This window comes from Mesorhizobium sp. B2-7-2, from assembly GCF_006440775.1.
Lineage (GTDB): Bacteria > Pseudomonadota > Alphaproteobacteria > Rhizobiales > Rhizobiaceae > Mesorhizobium.
Genome location: NZ_VFTZ01000013.1, coordinates 68,901 through 88,287 on the forward strand (window position 1 = coordinate 68,901; position 19,387 = coordinate 88,287).

Sequence of the window (19,387 nt, forward strand, 5' to 3'; positions counted from 1 at the left end):
TGGCCGCGAAGCGGCCGGATGAGGGGTGCTCCAGGGAATGCCAGCGTCTCACTCCGCTGGAACACCCCTCATCCGTCTCGGCGCTTGCGCGCCGATCCACCTTCTCCCACAAGGGGAGAAGGAAAGGCCGCGCCCCTCTACACCCTAAGCTGAATTGACCCCGCAACCCCAAACATGCCAAACGCCCGGCAAGCCACCTATCTGGAGACGTGCAGATGACCGACCGCATCGAGATCGCCGGGTTGCGGATTGCCCGGGAGCTCCATGACTTCGTGGCCGCGGAGGCCACGCCCGGCACCGGCATCGACCCGGAAAAATTCTGGACCGGCTTTTCGGCGATCGTCCACGACCTCGCGCCGAAGAACCGCGCGCTGCTGGCAGAACGCGACGCCATGCAGGAGAAGCTCGACGGCTGGTATCGCGAAAACGGCGCGCCGCTCGACATGGAGGCCTACAAGACCTTCCTCAAGGAGATCGGCTACCTTGTGCCGGAAGGGCCGGCCTTCAGCGTCTCGACCGAGCACGTCGATCCCGAGATCGCGGTCGTTGCCGGGCCGCAGCTCGTCGTGCCGGTGATGAATGCGCGCTATGCGCTCAACGCCGCCAATGCGCGCTGGGGGTCGCTCTATGACGCGCTCTATGGCACCGACGCCATTGCCGAGGCCGGCGGCGCCGAGAAGGGCAAGGGCTTCAATCCGGCGCGCGGCGCCAAGGTGATCGCCTGGGCGAAGGATTTCCTCGACCAGTCGGTGCCGCTGACCACCGGCAAATGGGCGGGCGTCAATGGGCTGTCGGTGGCGAATGGCGCGCTGAAAGCCGGCGAGGGCGCCGGCGCCACGACGCTCGCCGATCCAAGGCAGTTCGTCGGCTATCGCGGCGATGCCGCCACGCCGGAAGCGGTGCTTCTGGTCAAGAATGGGTTGCATATCGAAATCGTGATCGACCGCGCCAACCAGATCGGCAGGACCGATCCGGCGGGCATCGCCGACGTCCTCCTCGAAGCCGCGTTGACCACCATCCAGGACTGCGAGGATTCGGTCGCCGCCGTGGATGCGCAGGACAAGGTCGTCGTCTATCGCAACTGGCTCGGCCTGATGAGGGGCGACCTTGCGGAAGAGATCACGAAGGGCGGCAAGACCTTCGTCCGCAAGCTCAATGCCGACCGGAGCTACATTTCACGCGCGGGCGGCACGATCACCTTGCCCGGCCGCTCGCTGATGCTGGTGCGCAATGTCGGCCACCTGATGACCAATCCGGCGATCCTGGATCGTGACGGCAACGAGGTGCCGGAAGGCATCATGGATGCGGCGCTCACCGCGCTGATAGCGCTGCACGATGTCGGCCCGAACGGCCGGCGGATGAATTCCCGCGCCGGCTCGATGTATGTGGTGAAGCCGAAGATGCACGGGCCGGAAGAGGTCGCCTTCGCCGTCGAGATTTTTGATCGCGTCGAAGCGCTGCTGGGCATGGCGAGGAACACCATCAAGATGGGCATCATGGACGAGGAGCGGCGCACCACCGTCAACCTCAAGGAAGCGATCCGCGCCGCAAGAGAGCGCGTGGTGTTCATCAACACTGGCTTTCTCGACCGCACCGGCGACGAGATCCACACCTCGATGGAAGCCGGCCCGATGATCCGCAAGGGCGACATGAAGCAGGCCGCCTGGATTTCCGCCTATGAGGCCTGGAATGTCGATACCGGCCTGGAGTGCGGGCTCGCCGGCCACGCCCAGATCGGCAAAGGCATGTGGGCGATGCCGGATCTGATGGCGGCGATGCTGGTTGAGAAGATCGCGCATCCCAAGGCCGGCGCCAACACCGCCTGGGTGCCGTCGCCGACGGCCGCCACGCTGCACGCCACGCACTACCACAAGGTCGACGTGCACGCCGTGCAGGCGGCGCTGAGGAGCCGGCCGAAGGCGAAGCTCGACGACATCCTGTCGGTGCCGGTAGCGGTGCGGCCGAACTGGACGCCGGACGAGATCCAGCGCGAGCTCGACAACAACGCGCAGGGCATCCTGGGTTACGTCGTGCGCTGGATCGACCAGGGCGTCGGCTGCTCCAAAGTGCCCGATATCAACGATGTCGGCCTGATGGAGGACCGCGCCACGCTGCGCATCTCCTCGCAGCACATCGCCAACTGGCTGCGCCACAAGGTCTGCTCGGAAATCCAGGTGAGGGACTCGCTGCAACGCATGGCGGCCATCGTCGACCGACAGAATGTCGGCGACCCGCTCTACCGGCCGATGGCGCCGGACTTCGATAATTCCATCGCCTTCCAGGCCGCCTGCGACCTGGTGTTCAAGGGGGCGGTGCAGCCGAACGGTTATACGGAGCCGGTGCTGCACGCCCGGCGGCTGGAGTTGAAGGCGCGCGAGCAGTAACGCGTCCGCGGGCGCAATCGGGCCGATCACGTAAACGAGATATCGAGGTGATCGACGACCGGCCTGCAAAGCATTGACGATTTCCAATCTACCTACTAGTTGGTAGGCAGTGAATGAAAGGAACCGTCATGCCTGCACGAATGAACCATGCCCAGTCCTCAAACGGCTGGCTCAAAAGCTATTACTATCTGCGGTTTGCCGTATCGGCGGCCTGGGTCGCGGTAGCCTTCACCATCGCCAGGTCGGTTCCGGCGCTCGCCGCGGTCATGCTGGTTGCCTATCCCCTATGGGACGCGCTCGCGAACTATGTCGACGCGCAGCGCAGCGGCGGCTTGGGCCGCAACAAGTCGCAGCTCCTCAATTTCGCCGTCAGCATTCTCACCGCGATCGCGGTCGCTATCGCGCTTGGCCGCAGCATGAACGCGGTGCTCGCGGTCTATGGGGTCTGGGCGGTCGTCTCCGGCGCGTTTCAGCTCCTCACCGCGGTGCGTCGCTGGAAGAGCAACGGCGCCCAATGGGCGATGATCCTGAGCGGCGCCCAGTCGGCGCTAGCCGGCCTCTTCTTCGTCAAGATGGCGGGCGGCGCCGATGCCATCAGCATCGCCAATGTCGCGCCCTATGCCGCCTTCGGTGCCTTCTACTTCCTGGTGTCCGCCGTGTGGCTTTCTGTCGGCGATATTCTTCGCAAGTCGCGGCGGGTCGCGAGTTGAGGTAGGCATGTCCATGGACAAGCCCTCCAACACCGCCGATGACATACTGGCCGCCGCGCGAAGCTTCATCGTCGCCGGCGGCTATAACGGGTTCAGCTACGCCGATATCGCCGACGTGGTCGGTATCCGCAAAGCCAGCATCCATCATCATTTCCCGAGCAAGGTCGACTTGGTGCGAACCCTGGTCAAGCGCTACCTCGAGGATGCCGTGACAGGCATGACGGAGCTAGAGCGCAATGTGCCTGCGCCGCCTCAGTTGCTGCGCACCTATGCCGGCTTCTGGGCGCAGTGTATCGAGGACGCGAGCAGGCCGATTTGCGTCTGCGCGCTGCTTGCCAGCGAGCTTCCGGCCCTTCCGCCTGAGGTGGCTGCGGAGGTCCGAGCCTATTTTCAATTTCTCTCGGGGTGGCTGACCGGCGTCATCGAGCGCGGCGCCGCGCAGGGCACATTGACGATCGCCGCCGCGCCGCGCGTCGAAGCGGAGGCCTTCATGGCGACCGTGCACGGGGCGATGATTTCGGCGCGGGCCTATGGCGATGTCCTGACCTTCAGCATGATCCTGGCGCCGACGCTGCAGAAGCTGATCCCGGCTCGAGATTGAAGAGGGACGAAAGCCAGGCTCGCTTGCGGTCACGCCGCCTGCGCCATCCGCTCCGCGCTCATGCGATAGGAGATCGCCTCGGCAAGATGGATGCGGCCGACGGTTTCGCTGGCGTCGAGGTCGGCCAGCGTGCGGGCCACCTTCAGCACGCGGTGATAGGCCCGCGCCGAAAAGCCGAGCTTTTCGCTGGCGTCCTTGAGCAGCGTCAGCCCGGCGCTATCGGGCTTGGCGATCTCCTCGACGATCGAGGGCGGGCAGTGCGCGTTGGTGGTGGCGCCCGCGCCCAGTCTTTCCAACCGCTCGCGCTGCATGGCGCGCGCACGCGCCACGCGCTGCGCCACCGCCGCACTCGTCTCGGCCTTGTCCGGCCGGATGAGGTCGCTCGCCGAGACCGCCGGCACCTCGATCCTGAGGTCGATACGGTCGAGCAGCGGGCCGGAAATGCGCGCCTGATATTCGGTGCGGCAGCGGTCGCCGCGCAGGCAGCGATAGCCGGGTTCGCCCGACATGCCGCAGCGGCACGGATTCATTGCCGCCACCAGCTGGATGCGCGCCGGATAGGTGACGCGGTGGTTGGCGCGCGCGATCATGCAGTCGCCGGTTTCCAGCGGCTGGCGCAGCGCATCCAAGGTCTGCGGCGTGAATTCCGGCAACTCGTCGAGGAACAGCACACCGTGATGGGCGAGCGAGACCTCACCCGGACGTGCGCGCAGCCCGCCGCCCACCATCGCCGCCATCGAGGCCGAATGATGCGGGGCGCGAAACGGCCGCCGGTCGGTCAGCTTGCCTTCGCCGAGCTCGCCGGCGACGGAAGCGATCATCGACACTTCGAGCAGCTCTTTCGGCGCCAGCGGCGGCAGGATCGAGGGCAGGCGCTGCGCCAGCATCGACTTGCCCGAGCCGGGCGGCCCGACCATGAGAAGGTTGTGGCCGCCGGCGGCAGCCACTTCGACCGCCCGCTTGGCGCTCTCCTGGCCCTTGATGTCGGCGAGATCCGGCAGGTCGCGCGCGGCAAGCTGGATGCCGGCTTCGGGCCGCGACAGCACCTGCGTGCCGCGAAAATGGTTGGCGACGGCAATCAGGCTGCGCGGCGCAAGGATATCGAAATCCTTGCCCGCCCAGGCCGCTTCCGGGCCGCAGGCGAAGGGGCAGATCAGGCCCTTGCCTTCGGCATTGGCGCCGATCGCCGCCGGCAGCGCGCCGGCGACGCCCGTGATCGTGCCGTCGAGCGACAATTCGCCAAGCACCACGTAACCAGCGAGCATATCGCCCGGGATGGCGCCGAGCGCCGCCATCAGGCCGAGCGCGATCGGCAGGTCGTAATGGCTGCCTTCCTTGGGCAGGTCGGCCGGCGCGAGGTTCACCGTCACCTTCTTCGACGGCATCGACAGGCCCGACGCATGGAGTGCGGCCTGCACGCGCTCGCGGCTTTCGGCCACCGCCTTGTCCGGCAGGCCGACGATCTGCATGCCGACCTTGCCCGGCCCAACCATCACCTGGACATCGACCGGCAAAGCCTCGATGCCCTGGAAAGCCACCGTGCGAACCCGCGCCACCATCTTTTCAAGCCCCCGGATGCCGGCTCCCGCGCGGCGCTGCGATCAGGCCGCGCAAGACCTCACGCCAGACAACCACAGATTTGCGGCTTAGGCAAGAACATTACGGGAACATCGCACGTCGCGCGTTTCCGACGGCGCCGCCGCGAAGAATTACCCTCGCTTCCCTTCAACGCAATCCCAGAACAGGCTGGCGATGTCGGCGCCGCCGAAGCGCTGCACTTCGCGCACGCCGGTCGGCGAGGTCACGTTGATCTCGGTCATGTAGTCGCCGATCACGTCGATGCCGACGAGGATGAAGCCCCGCTCCCTGAGCGCCGGTCCTATGCGGGCGCAGATCTCGCGCTCGCGCTCGGTCAGCTCGGTCTTCTCGGCGCGGCCGCCGACATGCATGTTGGAGCGCGAATCGTGCTCGGCCGGCACGCGGTTGATGGCGCCGACAGGCTCGCCGTCGATCAGGATGATGCGCTTGTCGCCCTTGCGCACGTCCTTCAGGTAACGCTGCACGATATAGGGCTCGCGGAACAGCTGGCCGAACATTTCGAGCAGCGAGGCGAGATTGCGGTCGGCCTCGTGCAGATGGAAGATGCCGGCGCCGCCATTGCCGTAGAGCGGCTTGACGATGATGTCGCCGAACTCCTTGCGGAAGGCCGCTACTTCCTGCGGGTCCTTGGTGATCAGCGTCTCCGGCATCAGGTCCGGGAATTCGGTGACGAAGATCTTCTCCGGGCTGTTGCGCACCCAGGCTGGGTCGTTGACCACCAGCGTCTTCGGATGGATGCGCTCCAATATGTGCGTGGTGGTGATGTAGTTCATGTCGAAGGGCGGGTCCTGCCTGAGCAGCACGACGTCCATCTCTGAGAGGTCGGTGCGCACTTTCTCGCCCAGCGCGTAATGGTTGCCCTTCTCGTCGCGCACCTGCATCCCCTCGAGGCGCGCGAACACCTTGCCGCCCAGCATCGACAGCCGGTCGGGCGTGTAGTGGAAAAGCTTGTGGCCGCGCCGCTGCGCCTCCAGCGACAGCGCGAAGCTGGTATCGCCGGCAATCGACACGGTGGAGACATGGTCCATCTGGACGGCGATCTTCAGCGGCATTTTCGGTCTCCGGGGAACTCAGACGCCCGATATAAGGAAATCGGCGGCGCCTGCCAATCGTGCTCGCTTGGTGCAGACGCTCAGCGGTCGAATACCAGCCTGGAGTAGCCGAGGAAGGACAGCGCCATCGCGACGATCGAGGCAAAGGCCAGCGCCGCCAGCGGCGGCAGCCCCGGCAGGGCGAACAGGACGGCGCAATAGATCAGATAGTTGACGATGCCGGTGGCGACGCCGACACCGCCATAGCGCGCGCCTTCCTGCGCGATGCCCCGGCTCGACGGCGCGAAGGTCAGATGGCGGTTGATCTGCCAGGTGACGCAGAGCGCGAAGCCGATCGACAGCACGCGCGCCGCCATCGGGCCGAGCGGCGAGGCGGCAAGCAGCAGCCAGAGCGCCGCGGCGTCGGCGACGAAGCCGATGCCGCCGGTAAGGATGAAGCGGACGAGGCGGTCCACTATGCCGCCCCCTAGGCCGCCCGTGGGGCCTTGCCCGGCTCGCCCTTGGGCGAGGCCTGCCCGGATATCCCGCGCTCGGCCCGGCCGGACGAAATCGACAGATAGAAGATGCGCTTCTGCTCGGCCCGGCCGCGCGAGACGGAATCGAGGATCAGCCCGGTCATCATCGACAGCATGGCCAGAAGCAGCATGCCGATCGACAGCACCCAGGTCGGCATGCGCGGCACCAGTCCCGTCTGCGCGAACTCGACCAGCACCGGGATCATCAGGCCGATGCTGGCCGCCAGGAAGAATAGCGCGAACGTGCCGAAGAAGCGCAGCGGCTGCGTCTCCTTCACCAGCATGGCGAACATCCACAGGATCCTGGCGCCGTCGCGGAAGGTCGACAGCTTCGACGACGAGCCTTCCGGGCGGCGGCCGTAATCGAGCGCGATCTCGCTCACCGGCAGCTTGAGCTGCGAGGCATGCACCGACATCTCGGTCTCGATCTCGAAGCCGCCGGAAACGGCCGGAAAGCTTTTGACGAAGCGGCGCGAAAACACCCGGTAGCCGGAGAAGATATCGGTGAAGTCGGTCCCGAACAAACCCTTGTAGAGGCGGTTGAAGATACGGTTGCCGAAAGCGTGGCCGTTGCGGCCGGCATCGTCGGTCACGCCGCGCCTGGTGCCCACCACCATGTCGGAGCGCTCGGTCTGCAGGACGTTGATCAGCTGCGGCGCATCCTCCGGCGCATAGGTGCCGTCGCCATCGGCCATCACATAGATATCCGCGTCGATGTCGGCGAACATGCGCCGCACCACATTGCCCTTGCCCTGGCGCGGCTCGCGCACGACGACGGCGCCGGCGGCGCGGGCTTTCAGCGCCGTGAGGTCCTTGGAATTGTTGTCGTAGACATAGATCGCGGCCGAGGGCAGCGTCTCGCGGAAGCGCCGCACGACCTCGCCGATCGTCAGCTCCTCGTTGTAGCAAGGCAGGAGCACGGCGATGATCGGCTCGTGGCGGACTGCATGCGGCATGTCTGTCTCCGGACGCCCGATCCAGCCTCCGGCCGTCCTCATGGCGGCCCCGTCGAGCCGTTTTACTATTTATTGAAGCCGTTAAGGCTAGGTTTAAAACCGATCCTCTCCCTTCAAAGGCCACCGCAATGGGCACAGCCGAGACCGGCGCCGCCGCCTGGAAGTCCGATCTGGCGCTGGCGCTGCTTGCCGCCCTGCTCGCATTCGCTATCGATGCGTGGGCCGGCTTTGGCCAACTGACCGATGCCGGCGGCGACAATGACAATCTGCTGCGCCTCGTCGAGGCCCGCGACCTGCTCGCCGGCCAGGGCTGGTTCGACCTGCACCAGTACCGGATGGGGCTAGAAGGCGGCTTCGTCATGCACTGGTCGCGGCTGGTCGACGCGCCGATCGCCGCCATCGCGCTTGCCGCCTCGGCGCTCACCGGCAGCAGGCCGCTCGGCGAAGACGTGGCGCAGGTGCTGTGGCCGGCGCTGCTCTTTTGGTCGACCTTGTTCTTCACCGCCCGCGCCGCGCGCAGCTTCGGCGGCGGCGGCGCGGTGCTGCCGGCCATCCTGATCGGCGCAGCCGGCTATTATTTCATCGGCATCTACGATCCCGGTGCGCTCGACCACCACAACGCCCAGCTGATGCTCACCATGGCGAGCCTCGCTTTGCTGCTCGAGGCACCTTCCCGGCGCTGGGCCGCGTTTTTGTCCGGCCTCTGCGCCGCGCTGACGCTCGCCGTCGGCATGGAAACCCTGCCCTACGTCGCCACCATCGGTGTTTGCGTGGCGCTGCTGTTCGTCGCCGATCCAGGCGGCGAACGGGTGATCGGCCGGGATTTCGGCCTTGGCTTTGCCGGTGTCGCGGCGCTTGTCTTCACCGTCACCGTTCCGCCTTCCGCATGGGGCGTGGCGCAGTGCGACGCCTTCTCGGTCGCGCAGTTCGTCGTCGCGGCCATTGCCGGCGTGGGGCTTGCCGCAATCGCCTCCGTCGAGCCCGCCGCCGGCAGCTGGCGGCGCAGGCTGGGATTGCTTGCCCTTCTGGGGGTCGTGCTCGGCGTGGTCGTGGCGGTGCTGTTCCCGCAATGCCTCTCCGCGCCTTATGCCTCCCTCGATCCGCGCCTCAAGGAACTGTGGCTCGACCATATCGACGAGGCCCAGTCGCTGTTCGCGCTGCTTGTCCGCGATCCGGCGCGCGTGGCGGCGCGTTACGCGACGCCGCTGGTCGCGATCGTCCTGATGGCAGGGCACTTGCGCCGCGGCGGCTGGCGGCGGCAGGACAGCCTCGTTGCCGCACTGCTCGTCGTCGCCTTCGCGGTCGGCGCCTGGCAGGTGCGCGGCACCACCTTCTCGATCGCCTTTGCCGTCGTTCCGCTGTCGGCCTGGATCGCCAAATGGCGGGCGCGGGCCGAAACCAGCTCCTCGCTCGGCGTGGCGCTGCGCCTTGCGGCCGTCTGGCTGGTCTCGATCAACCCGGTCTGGACGGGCGTCGCCGCGGCCGCCTCGGTGGCGTTCGAGAAAGGCAAGGCCGCCGCCGACGGCGGCGCCTCGGACAGGACTTGCCAGAAGAAAGCCAGTTTTGCGCCGCTCGGCGGCATGGCCGATACCACCGTGCTGACGATCTCCAATCTCGGAGCGCCGGTCCTCGCTTATAGCGGCCATCGCGTCTTCGCCGGCCCCTATCACCGCAACGTCGCCGGCAATCTCCTGGCGCTGGACGCCTTTCTCGGCTCGGCCGATGACGCACGGGCAATCGTCGAGGCGCATCGCGTCGGCCTCGTCGCCATCTGCCCCGGCAATGTCGAGACCCTGATCCTGACCCGGAAGGCGCCGCAGGGTTTCCTTGCCGGCCTGCTGCGCGACTCCGTGCCGGACTGGCTCGAGCCGGTCGGCGAGAAGGGCAGCCCGATCGAGCTCTATCGCATTAAGCAAGCTGGCTAAAGCAATTCCCGAAGGTGCGAAACGGCCTTCGCTGCGCAATTGCATTCCAGAGGACACCGTTCGGTACTTCTATTAGAAGTTATGCATAAACGAATATTGGAGGTTGAGTTACCATTTCTTGTCCAAAGCTGAGCCGCCGGCGAGCCAAGCAGCTTCTGGAAGATGGAAAATCGATTTTCCGATACTTTTCCTAAACGCTTTGCTGCCAGTCTGGCCATAAATACCGACATCAGAACAGAGGCATGATGCAAACGACGTTTGGCACCGGCCAGCCAGGCAAGGAAAACACGGATCTGGCCTTTACGGATTCGTTGACCGGGCTCGGCAACCATCGTCGCTTCTTCGACAAGGTCGATCGCCTGATCAGCGACCGCGCCGACGATCCCGCGCCCTTTACCGTCGGCATCCTCGACCTCGACGGCTTCAAGCCGATCAACGACCTGTTCGGCCACAAGGCCGGCGACGACATCCTGATCCAGGTGGCGATGCGGCTGCGCGCTTCGATGGACGGCTATTCCACGGTCTGCCGCATCGGCGCCGACGAGTTCGCCTACCTCTATCCGATGGTGTTCTCGGAGGAGCAGGCGGCCGAGACGTCGCGCATGCTGATCGAGATATTGTCGGCGCCCTATGATGTCGGCGAGCGCACCGCAAGGCTTTCGGCCTCGGTCGGCTGCTCGCTGTTTTATTCCGGCGACGAGACCACCGAGATCCTTCTCAACAAGGCCGAGACTGCGCTCTATCACGCCAAGCGTTCGGGCCGCGGCCGCGTCGTCGTCTACACCCGCGAGATGGAAGAGGCGGCCAAGCGCGTCACCCGCATCGAGCAGGCGCTGCGCCGCGCCGTCTCGGCCGGCGAGGTCGAACCGCATTTCCAGCCGATCGTCGATCTGAGCAGCCGCCGCACCATCGGCTTCGAGACGCTGGCGCGCTGGACCGACCGCGACCTCGGCGTCGTGCCGCCATCCGTCTTCATCCCGATCGCCGAGGAACGCGGCATTATCGGCCCGCTGTCGCAGCTGGTGCTGCGCAAGGCGGCCGAGGCGGCGCGCAGCTGGCCGAAGGAGCTGTTCTTGTCCTTCAACCTGTCGCCCTCGCAGCTCGTCGACCAGAACACCGGCCTGCATATCCTGGCCATCCTCGACCGCACCGGCTTCGATCCGCGCCGGCTGGAGATCGAGATCACCGAGACTGGCCTGATGAATGATCCGGCCTCGGCCGAGAAGATCGTCGAGGACCTGCGCCGCGTCGGCATCCGCGTCTCGCTCGACGATTTCGGCACCGGCCAGTCGTCGCTCGGCCGCCTGCGCGAGTTCCATTTCGACAAGCTCAAGATCGACCGCGCCTTCGTCTCCTCCATCCTCGACGACCGGCCCTCGGAGCACATCATCCGCGCCATTCTCGCAATGTGCGAGGGGCTCGGCATGGATGTCGTCGCCGAAGGCATCGAGGACGAAGCGCAGGCCGACCGTCTCGTCCAGTTCGGCTGCGCCGGCGGGCAGGGCTACCTGTTCGGCAAGCCGGCCGATGCCGACGCCACGCTCGGCTATCTGCGCGATTCCTATCGCGGAGCGCTGCATGCCAAGGCAATCTGACTAGTTCCCCGGTACAGGGATTTTGGCCGTCGGCTCTGTTTGCGTTGGCAGGCGGCATGCGTTGGAGATTGGCCGAAACGCCAACCGCGATCGTCATTCCAGGGCGGAGCAGGAGCGAAGCTCCGTCGCGAAGACCCTAGAATCCATGCCGTTACCTTCGCCAAGGAATGCAACGGAACAGAATTCTGCACCGTGGCGGCGCTTCCAAGTCACGGAATGGATTCTATGGTCTGCGCTGCGTCGCTTCGCTCCTTGCTCCGCCATAGAATGACGACGTTGGGGGCGATCCCGGCGTTTGCGCTGATTTCACGCAAATGAACGGAGAATCTTGCACCAAGACAAACGGCAACCTTTCAAAATCCCTGTGTCGGGGAACTAGAGCTTTCCGGCTGTTCGGAAGACCGGCCGGCGCCGCTTCGGCGGTGTGCCGGTCATTTGTCAGACATAACGCCGGAAATCCGACGTTTCCCGCTTGCTCCCGCGCTTTGTCTGGCTAGGATGCGCGCCGGCCAAACGGGAGAACAGATCATGATGCCATCGGCGCGTTTCGCCGACCTCGACGGCGCCTCGGTGCTGATCACCGGCGGCGGTTCCGGCATTGGTGCCGCGCTCACCGAAGGCTTTATGCGGCAGGGCGCCAACGTCGCTTTCATCGACATCGCCGACAAGCCAAGCACCGCCCTTGCCGACCGGCTGGAGAAGGAGCTCGCCCGCCGCCCGCTCTACCTCAGCGCCGACCTGCGCGATATCGAGGCGCTGCGCGCCGCCGCCGCGAAGGCGGCCGAGGCGCATGGGGACATCACGGTGCTAGTCAACAATGCCGCGCTCGACGAGCGTCACGCAGTGGAAGACGTCACTGTCGAATTCTGGGACAACAATCTTGCGATCAACCTGCGGCCGCATTTCTTCACCGCTCAGGCCGTGGCGCCCGGCATGAAGCGGGCCGGCGGCGGCTCGATCATCAACTTCACCTCCACCTCCTATCTGATCAACCACCCCGATATGCCGGCCTACACCGCGGCCAAGGCAGGCATACTCGGCCTGACCAAGGGCCTCGCCGGCAAGCTCGGCGCCGACCGCATCCGCGTCAACGCGGTGGCGCCAGGCTGGGTCATCACCGAACGCCAGCGCGAGCTCTGGGTCACCGACGAGGCGCTCGCCGCCCATGTCGCCAAGCAATGCATCAGGGATGTCATGCAGCCCGACGACATGGTGGGCACGGTGCTGTTCCTGGCGTCGGACGCCTCGCGCATGCTGACAGCCCAGATGCTGATCGTCGATGGAGGCTTCCTGTGAGCCCGGCACCAGCGGTCGCTGCGCTCGACTGGGGCACGACCAGGCTCAGGGCCTGGCTGCTCGACGGCTCGGGCAAGGTGCTTGCCGAGCGGCGCGGCGACGACGGGCTGATCACCGCCCGCGAAAAGGGCTTCTCGAACGTGTTGGAAGGCCATCTTGCCGCCATGGGCGCGCCGGAGGCGCTGCCGGTCATCGTCTGCGGCATGGCCGGTTCGCGGCAGGGCTGGATCGAGGCGCCCTACGTCACCGTGCCGGCGCCGATCGGCGCGATTTTGCGCGGCGCCGCCCGCATCGAGGGCTCGGGCCGCGACATCCGCATCGTGCCCGGTCTCGCCCAGCGCCTGGCCGACGCGCCCGACGTGATGCGCGGCGAGGAAACCCAGCTTGCAGGCGCCGGTTTGCCGGCAAAGGGGCGCCACCTCGTCTGCATGCCCGGCACGCATTCGAAATGGGTCGCGGTCGCGGACGGCGCGGTCACAGGCTTCGGCACCTGGCCGACCGGCGAATTGTTCTCCGTGCTGGCCACGCACTCGATCCTGAAGCATTCGCTGGGCGAGCATCCCACTCCGGTTGCCGCGGGCAGCCCGTTCTTCCGGCAATGGTGCGAGCGGGCTTTGGGCGAAGGCGGCGACGTCACCTCGAAACTGTTTGCCATCCGCGCCGCCGGGCTTCTGCAGGATCTGCAGCCCAATGACGCGGCGGCCTGCCTGTCCGGCCTGCTGATCGGCGGCGAGATCGCCTCGGCAAGGCGCCGCTATGGCGCCAGCGATGCGCCGGTGGCGCTGATCGCCTCCGGCGCGCTGGCCGAGCTTTATGGCGCGGCGCTGGGCCTAGCCGGCCTTGCCTTTCGCGCCGTGGACGCCGATGAAGCGGTGCGCGTCGGCCTTGTCGAGGCCGCGCGCGAGAACGGCATGATTGGAGGCGCTTCATGAGCCAGACCGCACCCTTCCCGAAGCTCAGGCGCGGCCTTGTCGCCATCCTGCGCGGTCTGAAACCATCCGACGCGGTGGCGATCGGCCGGGCGGTTCACGACGCCGGCATCGAGGCGATCGAAGTGCCGCTCAATTCGCCGGAGCCGTTCGTCTCCATCGCCGATCTGGTCGAGGCGCTGCCGAAAAGCGCGCTGGTCGGCGCCGGCACGGTGCTGACGGCGACGGACGTCGATGCCTTGCACAAGGCCGGCGGCAAGTTGCTGGTCAGCCCCAACATCGATGCCGAGGTCATGGGCCGCGCCATGCAACACGGCATGGTGACGATGCCTGGCGTGTTCACGCCGACCGAAGCCTTCCAGGCGATCCGGCTCGGCGCCTCGGCGCTGAAATTCTTCCCGGCAAGCGTGCTTGGATCGAGCGGCATCGCGGCGATCCGCGCGGTGCTGCCGGCAACGACGCTTGTCGGCGCCGTCGGCGGCATTTCCGACAAGGATTTCGCCGGCTACAAGGCGGTCGGCGTCAGCGTCTTCGGGCTGGGATCGAGCCTCTACAAGCCGGGTGCGAGCGTCGAGGACGTGGCGCAGCGCGCCCGCGCCGCGGTCGCCGCCTGGGATGAAGCCTTCGGAGGATGACGATGGACGGCGTTTCGGTTTTTTCCGACCATATCTGCGAGCTCGGCGAGGGCCCGAGCTACGATCCCGCCACCGACACGCTGTTCTGGTTCGACATCGTCAATGGCAAGCTTCTGGAAAAGCCGCTCGCCGGCGCGCTGAAAGTGCATGATCTCGGCATCATGGCCAGCGCCATTGCGGTCATCGACGCCGACCGCCAGCTGATCGCCACCGAGATCGGCCTGCAGGTCCGGGACGTCAAGACCGGCAGGCTGACGCTGCACACGCCGGTCGAGGCCGACAATCCGCTGACGCGCTCCAACGATTCGCGCGTTCATCCCTGCGGCGCCTTGTGGACCGGCACGATGGGCAAGGACGAGCAGAAGGGCGCCGGGTCGATCTACTGGTTCTTCAAGGGCGAATTGCGCCGGCTGTTTTCGGGCATCACAGTCTCGAATTCCATCTGCTTCTCGGAGGACGGCAAAATCGCCTACTACACAGACACGGCGACCGGGCTTCTGATGCGTGTCGCCTGCGATCCGGCGACCGGCCTGCCGGCCGGCGAAGTGAAAGTGTTCGTCGATCATCGTTCCTCGAAGGGCTATGTCGACGGTTCGGTCGTCGACCGCGACGGCGTGCTGTGGAATGCCGTCTGGGGCGGCAACGCGGTGAAGGCCTATGCGCCAGACGGCACGCTGCTGCGCGAGATCGCCATGCCGGTGACGCAGGCCTCCTGCCCGGCCTTTGTCGGCCAGAAAGCCGACCGGCTGGCAGTGACCTCCGCCTGGAAAGGCAAGGACGAGAAGCAGCGCGCTCTCGACCCGCAGGCCGGCATGACCTTCCTGCTCGACATTCCAGTCCGGGGCCGCTTTGAGCCGCGCGTGCTGATCGCATAATTCCTCGACACAGGGGTTTTGAAAGATCGCCGTTTGACGAGGGGCGAGGCTTTCCCGCTCGTTCCATGAAATCAGCGCAAACCCTGGAGATTGGCCGAAGGCTCCCAACCTCGTCATTCCAGGGCGGAGCAGCCGCGAAGCGGCGTCGCGCAGACCCTGGAATCCATTCCGTGACCTGAGCTGTGGAGTACAGCGGAGCAGAATTCTGCACCGTGAGCGGCGCTTCGACGTAACGGAATGGATCCTCGGGTCTGCGCGCGTCGCTTCGCTCCTTGCTCCGCCCGTGGATGACGATCGTGATGGGGGTTTCGGCTAATCTCCAAGGCCGCTCCCCAAGGCAAACATAGCCCGCGGTCAAATCCGTGCTGGGGTATTGGGAACAATCTTCGCCGGAGTGTTCCATCCGGAATTGCATCAAGACAAGAGATGCGGCGGCCGGCTTACTGTCGCGCAATCGTCTCGGTTCGGTCGGTTTCCCGCAAGCCGGCCACTTCGGGCATGCGATGGTACGCGCCTGATTTCCCGGAGCTTTCGATGCCGCAGCCGACCTTGATTCTTGTCTACGAACCGGAAAAGGCCTGTTTCGACCGGCTGATCGCACAGGGCTACCCGGCAGAGCGCGCCATCGAGATCTCATCCTATCTGGCGCAATCGACCGACCTTAAGCCGGAGTTCGGCCAGCTTGCCGAGGCTTGCGAAAGGCGCGGCCTCGCCTTCAAGCCTGTCGAGCTCGACAAAGCGGCGCCGGTTCTGGCGAAGGCCGATCCGGCAACGACGCTGGTCTGGACGCTCACCGACGGCATCGCCTACTTCCGCGGCGGCGCTTCGCCGGCGCTGGCGCGGCTGAACGGGCTGCGCACCATCGGCGCGGACGATTCGCTGTTCGCACTCTGCCAGGACAAATTGCGTTCCGGCGCCGTGCTCGGCGCGCTCGGCCTGCCAGCGCCGCAGGCCGGCCTGGCGCGCAACGGCGAATGGCTGGTCGAGCCGCCGGCCTCGCCCAAGGGCTGGTTCGTGAAACCCAACCGGCTCGGCGCCAAGATCGGCATCTGGCCGGATTCGCGCGTCAGCGATCTCGGCCATGCGCTGGAGCTTAGCCGGCGCGTTTTTTCGCATTACCGCGACGATGTCGTCGTCCAGCCCTATGTCGCCGGCCGCAACGTGCGGGCGAGCTTCCTTGGGCTCAAACAGGAAACCGGCATGGAAGCGCTCGGCATCGTCTTCGTCGATTCCGGCGGCGATTTCCAGACCATGGTCGATTCGATGGCGCTCTATGGCGAGACCGGCCAGGCGGCGAAGGATGCCGGCACCTATGCCGAGCCGGAGCTCGAGGCCGTCGGCGCGAGTCAGCCGGGGGCGGACCGAAAAATTCGCGCCATCGCGCAGAAACTGGTAAGCGGTCTCGGCCTGAAAGATGTCTTTTCCGTCGATTTCAGGGTCGAGGCCGACGGCACCGTCCATCTCATCGAATTCGAAGTCTGCCCCGGCCTGCCTTGCTTCGATTTCCGCGACTATTGCCGCAAGCAGTGGGGCCTGAGCCTCGCGGACGCTATGGCGGAGACGGCTGCCAATAGATTGATGTCGTGACCTCCAGAGCGGCCGAGGCCTAACGACTTCGTCATTCCAGGGCGGAGCAAGGAGCGAAGCGACGCGCGCAGACCCTGGAATCCATGCCGTTACCTTGGCCACGGAGTGCAGCGGAGCTGAATTCTGGATCGTAGCGGCGCGTTGAAGTCACGGCATGGATCCTCGGGTCTGCGCGCGTCGCTACGCTCCTTGCTCCGCCCGTGGATGACGACAGATGGGCGTTTTCGGCAATCTCCAATGTATGCCGCGCAGCAACAGCCGATCTACCTGCTTCGGCGAACTAGACGCCCTCGACCAGTACGATCTCGCCGTCGGCCACTTTCTGGCGGATGGCGGCGGCGCGTTGGTATTCCGGCGAATGGTAGCAATCATGCGCGGTCGCCAGCGATTCGAACTCGATGATGACGTTGCGGGCGCGCCCCGGCCCTTCGGCCTTTTCATGCTCGCCGCCGCGCGCTAGGAATTTCGCGCCGAAGCGGTCGAAGGCGAGCTTCGCGGCGGCGACATAGTCCTTGTAGCCCTCGGCGTCGCGCACATCGACACGGGCGATCCAATATCCCTTTGGCATTCTTTTTCTCCTGTTTGTTTTTCGCGAAAGAGGGCCGGTCCTCAGGCGGATTGCATCTCTGCGAGGATCGCCTCGGCCGCAGCGCGCCGGTCCGGCGCCGCGACGATCGGCCGGCCGACGACCAGGTGACTGGAGCCGTTACGGATCGCCTGCGCCGGCGTCACCACGCGTTTCTGGTCGCCATGGGCGCTGCCCGCCGGCCGGATGCCCGGCGTCACGACCGCCAGGTCGGGTCCGACGATGCGGCGCACCGCCTCGGCCTCCTCAGCCGAGCAGACGATGCCGCCCATGCCGGCATGCAGCGCCTGTTCGGAGCGCCTGAGCACCAGCGTGTGCGGGTCGTATTCATAGCCGGCGTCGATCACGTCCTGCTCGTCCATCGACGTCAGCACCGTCACGCCAAGCAGGCAGAGCTCGCTGCCCCTGGCCGCCTCGACCGCCGCTCTCATCGTCTTGGGATAGGCATGCAGCGTCAGCATCGTCACGCCCATCTTGACGATGTTCTCGACGCCTTTGGCGACCGTGTTGTCGATGTCGAGCAGCTTCATGTCGAGAAACACTTTCGTGCCGCCGCTGGCCAACTCCCGCGCGAAGTCCAGTCCGCCGGCGAAGGCGAGCTGGTAGCCGATCTTGTAGAAGGAAACGGCGCCTTCGAGTTCGCGCACCGCCTTCTCGGCCTCCTTCAGCGTCGGCAGGTCGAGCCCAACGATCAGCCTGTCCCGCATGGTGTCGGCCTCCGCGAAATTGATCACGCCTCGATCCGGGTGGACAGCATGCGCGAGGTTTCGATCAGTGTACGGCATAGGCGCTCCATCGATTGCTGTAGTCTGGCGTCCCTGAATTGTCCGTCCTCGGCGAAGGCTTCGCCGGCCTCGGAGACCGAGCATTCGGGCGTGATCACCTCCATCTGGCAGCGCACCAGCACCGCGCGCAGATGGTTGATGCAGCGTATGCCGGCGAACTTGCCCCCGGAGGAGGAGCAGAGCCCGACCGGCTTGCCGGCCAGCGGCCTGAACGTATGGCTGCCCTCGCGCCGTACCCGGCTCACCCAGTCGATCGAGTTCTTGAGCAATGGCGGGATCGAGCCGTTATATTCGGGCGTCGCGATGAGCAGCCCGTCATGCGCGGCGATCTGCCGGCCGAGCTTGATGGCGTTTTCGGGAATGCCTTTTTCCTTTTCCAGGTCCTCGTCCATGATCGGCAGAGGATAGTCGCCGAGCGAGATGCGCGTCACCTCCGCGCCCTGCATGGCGAGTTCCTTCTGCGCCACATCGGCGGTCCGGCCGCTGAACGCGCCGCTGCGGGCCGAGCCGGCGAAGACGAGGATTCTTGGGATCACGGACATTGCTTCGCAAAAGGCAGTAGGCAGTAGGCAGTGGGGAATAGGCATTAGGCATTAGGCGAGTGGTTTCCTGACTATTCCCTACTGCCTACTGCCTTATCCCTCCCTTCGGTAGATCCACAGCTGCGTCGGCGGGATGTTGCGGAAGATGAAATCGAAATGCTCGACCGTATAGTCGCCGCGCCCGGCCGGGATCGGCGACAGCGGGCCGTAGGTCAGCTGCACGATCGGCCGTCCGGCGGGAATGCGGTCGAGCAGGCTTTCGATATAGGCGATGCGCTGGGCGACCGGAAAATTGAGCAGCGGCACGCCGGAGACGACCGAATCGAACACCATGTCGCGCTTGTCGCCGAGCGTGGCATTGAGATTGAAGGCGTCGCCCTCGATCACGTTGACACCGGGATAGAGCCCGCGCAGATGGCGCACGAAGTCCGTCGAATATTCGACCGCATAGAGATTTTCGGGCTTCACGCCCTGGGCGAGGATAGCGCGGGTGATGACCCCGGTGCCGGGCCCGACCTCGAGCACCGGCAGGCCCGATCTCGGATTGACGATCGACGCCATCTTGCGGGCGGTGATGGAACTGGTGGGAACGATCGAGCCGACCGTTTTCGGTTTGTCGATCCAGCCTTTGAAGAACTTCAGCTCGTCGTCAAATTTTTCGGCCAGCGCTTTGCGCAACCCGGGACTACGTGCCATCACGAGCTCTCCTCAATGCTCAGCCCCCCGATCCGCTACTTAGCAGGTGGGTGGAACAAGGCAAGGCGTCAAGCTGGCATAAGGTGTTGATGACGCTTGGGCACCGGATCGCCCCCGAT

The 19,387-nt window shown here is 65.7% G+C and carries 18 protein-coding genes; 10 read left to right on the plus strand and 8 right to left on the minus strand.

The genetic code is table 11. The features are described 5' to 3' along the window. Positions 1 to 215: 215 nt before the first annotated feature. From FJ425_RS18600 to FJ425_RS18610, 3 genes are all read left to right on the plus strand, one after another. Positions 216 to 2,384 (plus strand): malate synthase G, encoded by a 2,169-nt coding sequence (locus FJ425_RS18600; RefSeq protein WP_140725227.1) that lies wholly within the window; start codon positions 216 to 218, stop codon positions 2,382 to 2,384. Positions 2,385 to 2,512: 128 nt separating this feature from the next. Further along, complete coding sequence (locus tag FJ425_RS18605; RefSeq protein ID WP_140635934.1) at positions 2,513 to 3,094, plus strand: DUF308 domain-containing protein; 582 nt, start codon at positions 2,513 to 2,515, stop codon at positions 3,092 to 3,094. 13 nt (positions 3,095 to 3,107) lie between these two features. Next, a complete protein-coding gene (locus FJ425_RS18610) occupies positions 3,108 to 3,695 on the plus strand; it encodes a TetR/AcrR family transcriptional regulator (protein ID WP_140543910.1) in 588 nt (195 codons plus the stop codon). Positions 3,696 to 3,724: 29 nt separating this feature from the next. Here the strand turns inward: FJ425_RS18610 and FJ425_RS18615 are convergent, their stop codons facing one another. The 4 genes from FJ425_RS18615 to FJ425_RS18630 form a co-directional block, all read right to left on the minus strand. After that, positions 3,725 to 5,254, minus strand: coding sequence for a YifB family Mg chelatase-like AAA ATPase (locus tag FJ425_RS18615; RefSeq protein ID WP_140725228.1), 1,530 nt, complete (start codon positions 5,252 to 5,254; stop codon positions 3,725 to 3,727). Positions 5,255 to 5,404: 150 nt separating this feature from the next. Next, positions 5,405 to 6,346: a glutathione synthase gene (gshB, locus tag FJ425_RS18620; RefSeq protein ID WP_140635925.1), complete on the minus strand. Its 942-nt coding sequence runs from the start codon at positions 6,344 to 6,346 to the stop codon at positions 5,405 to 5,407. A gap of 80 nt (positions 6,347 to 6,426) precedes the next feature. Continuing rightward, positions 6,427 to 6,801: a GtrA family protein gene (locus tag FJ425_RS18625; RefSeq protein ID WP_140725229.1), complete on the minus strand. Its 375-nt coding sequence runs from the start codon at positions 6,799 to 6,801 to the stop codon at positions 6,427 to 6,429. A gap of 11 nt (positions 6,802 to 6,812) precedes the next feature. Next, positions 6,813 to 7,817, minus strand: a complete 1,005-nt coding sequence (locus tag FJ425_RS18630; protein ID WP_140725230.1) for a glycosyltransferase — start codon at positions 7,815 to 7,817, stop codon at positions 6,813 to 6,815. 128 nt (positions 7,818 to 7,945) lie between these two features. Here FJ425_RS18630 and FJ425_RS18635 point away from each other — a divergent pair, with 128 nt between their 5' ends. From FJ425_RS18635 to FJ425_RS18665, 7 genes are all read left to right on the plus strand, one after another. Further along, positions 7,946 to 9,742: a GtrA family protein gene (locus tag FJ425_RS18635; RefSeq protein WP_140725231.1), complete on the plus strand. Its 1,797-nt coding sequence runs from the start codon at positions 7,946 to 7,948 to the stop codon at positions 9,740 to 9,742. A gap of 245 nt (positions 9,743 to 9,987) precedes the next feature. Continuing rightward, complete coding sequence (locus FJ425_RS18640; RefSeq protein ID WP_140635945.1) at positions 9,988 to 11,337, plus strand: EAL domain-containing protein; 1,350 nt, start codon at positions 9,988 to 9,990, stop codon at positions 11,335 to 11,337. 528 nt (positions 11,338 to 11,865) lie between these two features. Then, on the plus strand, positions 11,866 to 12,633 hold the full coding sequence (locus FJ425_RS18645; RefSeq protein WP_140725232.1) for an SDR family oxidoreductase: 768 nt from the start codon (positions 11,866 to 11,868) through the stop codon (positions 12,631 to 12,633). Then, positions 12,630 to 13,565 carry a 2-dehydro-3-deoxygalactonokinase gene (locus FJ425_RS18650; protein WP_246677958.1) on the plus strand — a complete coding sequence of 312 codons (936 nt, stop codon included), beginning with the start codon at positions 12,630 to 12,632 and terminating at the stop codon, positions 13,563 to 13,565. The genes FJ425_RS18645 and FJ425_RS18650 overlap by 4 nt, the downstream gene beginning before the upstream one ends. Continuing rightward, positions 13,562 to 14,197 carry a 2-dehydro-3-deoxy-6-phosphogalactonate aldolase gene (locus FJ425_RS18655; protein ID WP_140725235.1) on the plus strand — a complete coding sequence of 212 codons (636 nt, stop codon included), beginning with the start codon at positions 13,562 to 13,564 and terminating at the stop codon, positions 14,195 to 14,197. The genes FJ425_RS18650 and FJ425_RS18655 overlap by 4 nt, the downstream gene beginning before the upstream one ends. Then, positions 14,194 to 15,072, plus strand: coding sequence for an SMP-30/gluconolactonase/LRE family protein (locus tag FJ425_RS18660; RefSeq protein ID WP_140725237.1), 879 nt, complete (start codon positions 14,194 to 14,196; stop codon positions 15,070 to 15,072). The genes FJ425_RS18655 and FJ425_RS18660 overlap by 4 nt, the downstream gene beginning before the upstream one ends. A gap of 534 nt (positions 15,073 to 15,606) precedes the next feature. Then, positions 15,607 to 16,659 (plus strand): D-alanine:D-lactate ligase-like protein, encoded by a 1,053-nt coding sequence (locus tag FJ425_RS18665; protein WP_140725239.1) that lies wholly within the window; start codon positions 15,607 to 15,609, stop codon positions 16,657 to 16,659. 280 nt (positions 16,660 to 16,939) lie between these two features. Here the strand turns inward: FJ425_RS18665 and FJ425_RS18670 are convergent, their stop codons facing one another. From FJ425_RS18670 to pmtA, 4 genes are all read right to left on the minus strand, one after another. After that, positions 16,940 to 17,227 carry a DUF1330 domain-containing protein gene (locus FJ425_RS18670; RefSeq protein ID WP_140725241.1) on the minus strand — a complete coding sequence of 96 codons (288 nt, stop codon included), beginning with the start codon at positions 17,225 to 17,227 and terminating at the stop codon, positions 16,940 to 16,942. A gap of 41 nt (positions 17,228 to 17,268) precedes the next feature. Then, on the minus strand, positions 17,269 to 17,952 hold the full coding sequence (pyrF, locus tag FJ425_RS18675) for an orotidine-5'-phosphate decarboxylase (protein ID WP_140725388.1): 684 nt from the start codon (positions 17,950 to 17,952) through the stop codon (positions 17,269 to 17,271). A 23-nt stretch (positions 17,953 to 17,975) separates the two neighbouring features. Next, the gene (locus tag FJ425_RS18680; RefSeq protein WP_140725243.1) at positions 17,976 to 18,572 is read right to left on the minus strand and encodes an NADPH-dependent FMN reductase; all 597 of its coding nucleotides are present in this window, start codon (positions 18,570 to 18,572) and stop codon (positions 17,976 to 17,978) included. Between the two features lie 93 nt (positions 18,573 to 18,665). Further along, positions 18,666 to 19,268 (minus strand): phospholipid N-methyltransferase PmtA, encoded by a 603-nt coding sequence (gene pmtA / locus FJ425_RS18685; RefSeq protein ID WP_140635903.1) that lies wholly within the window; start codon positions 19,266 to 19,268, stop codon positions 18,666 to 18,668. Positions 19,269 to 19,387: the final 119 nt, after the last annotated feature.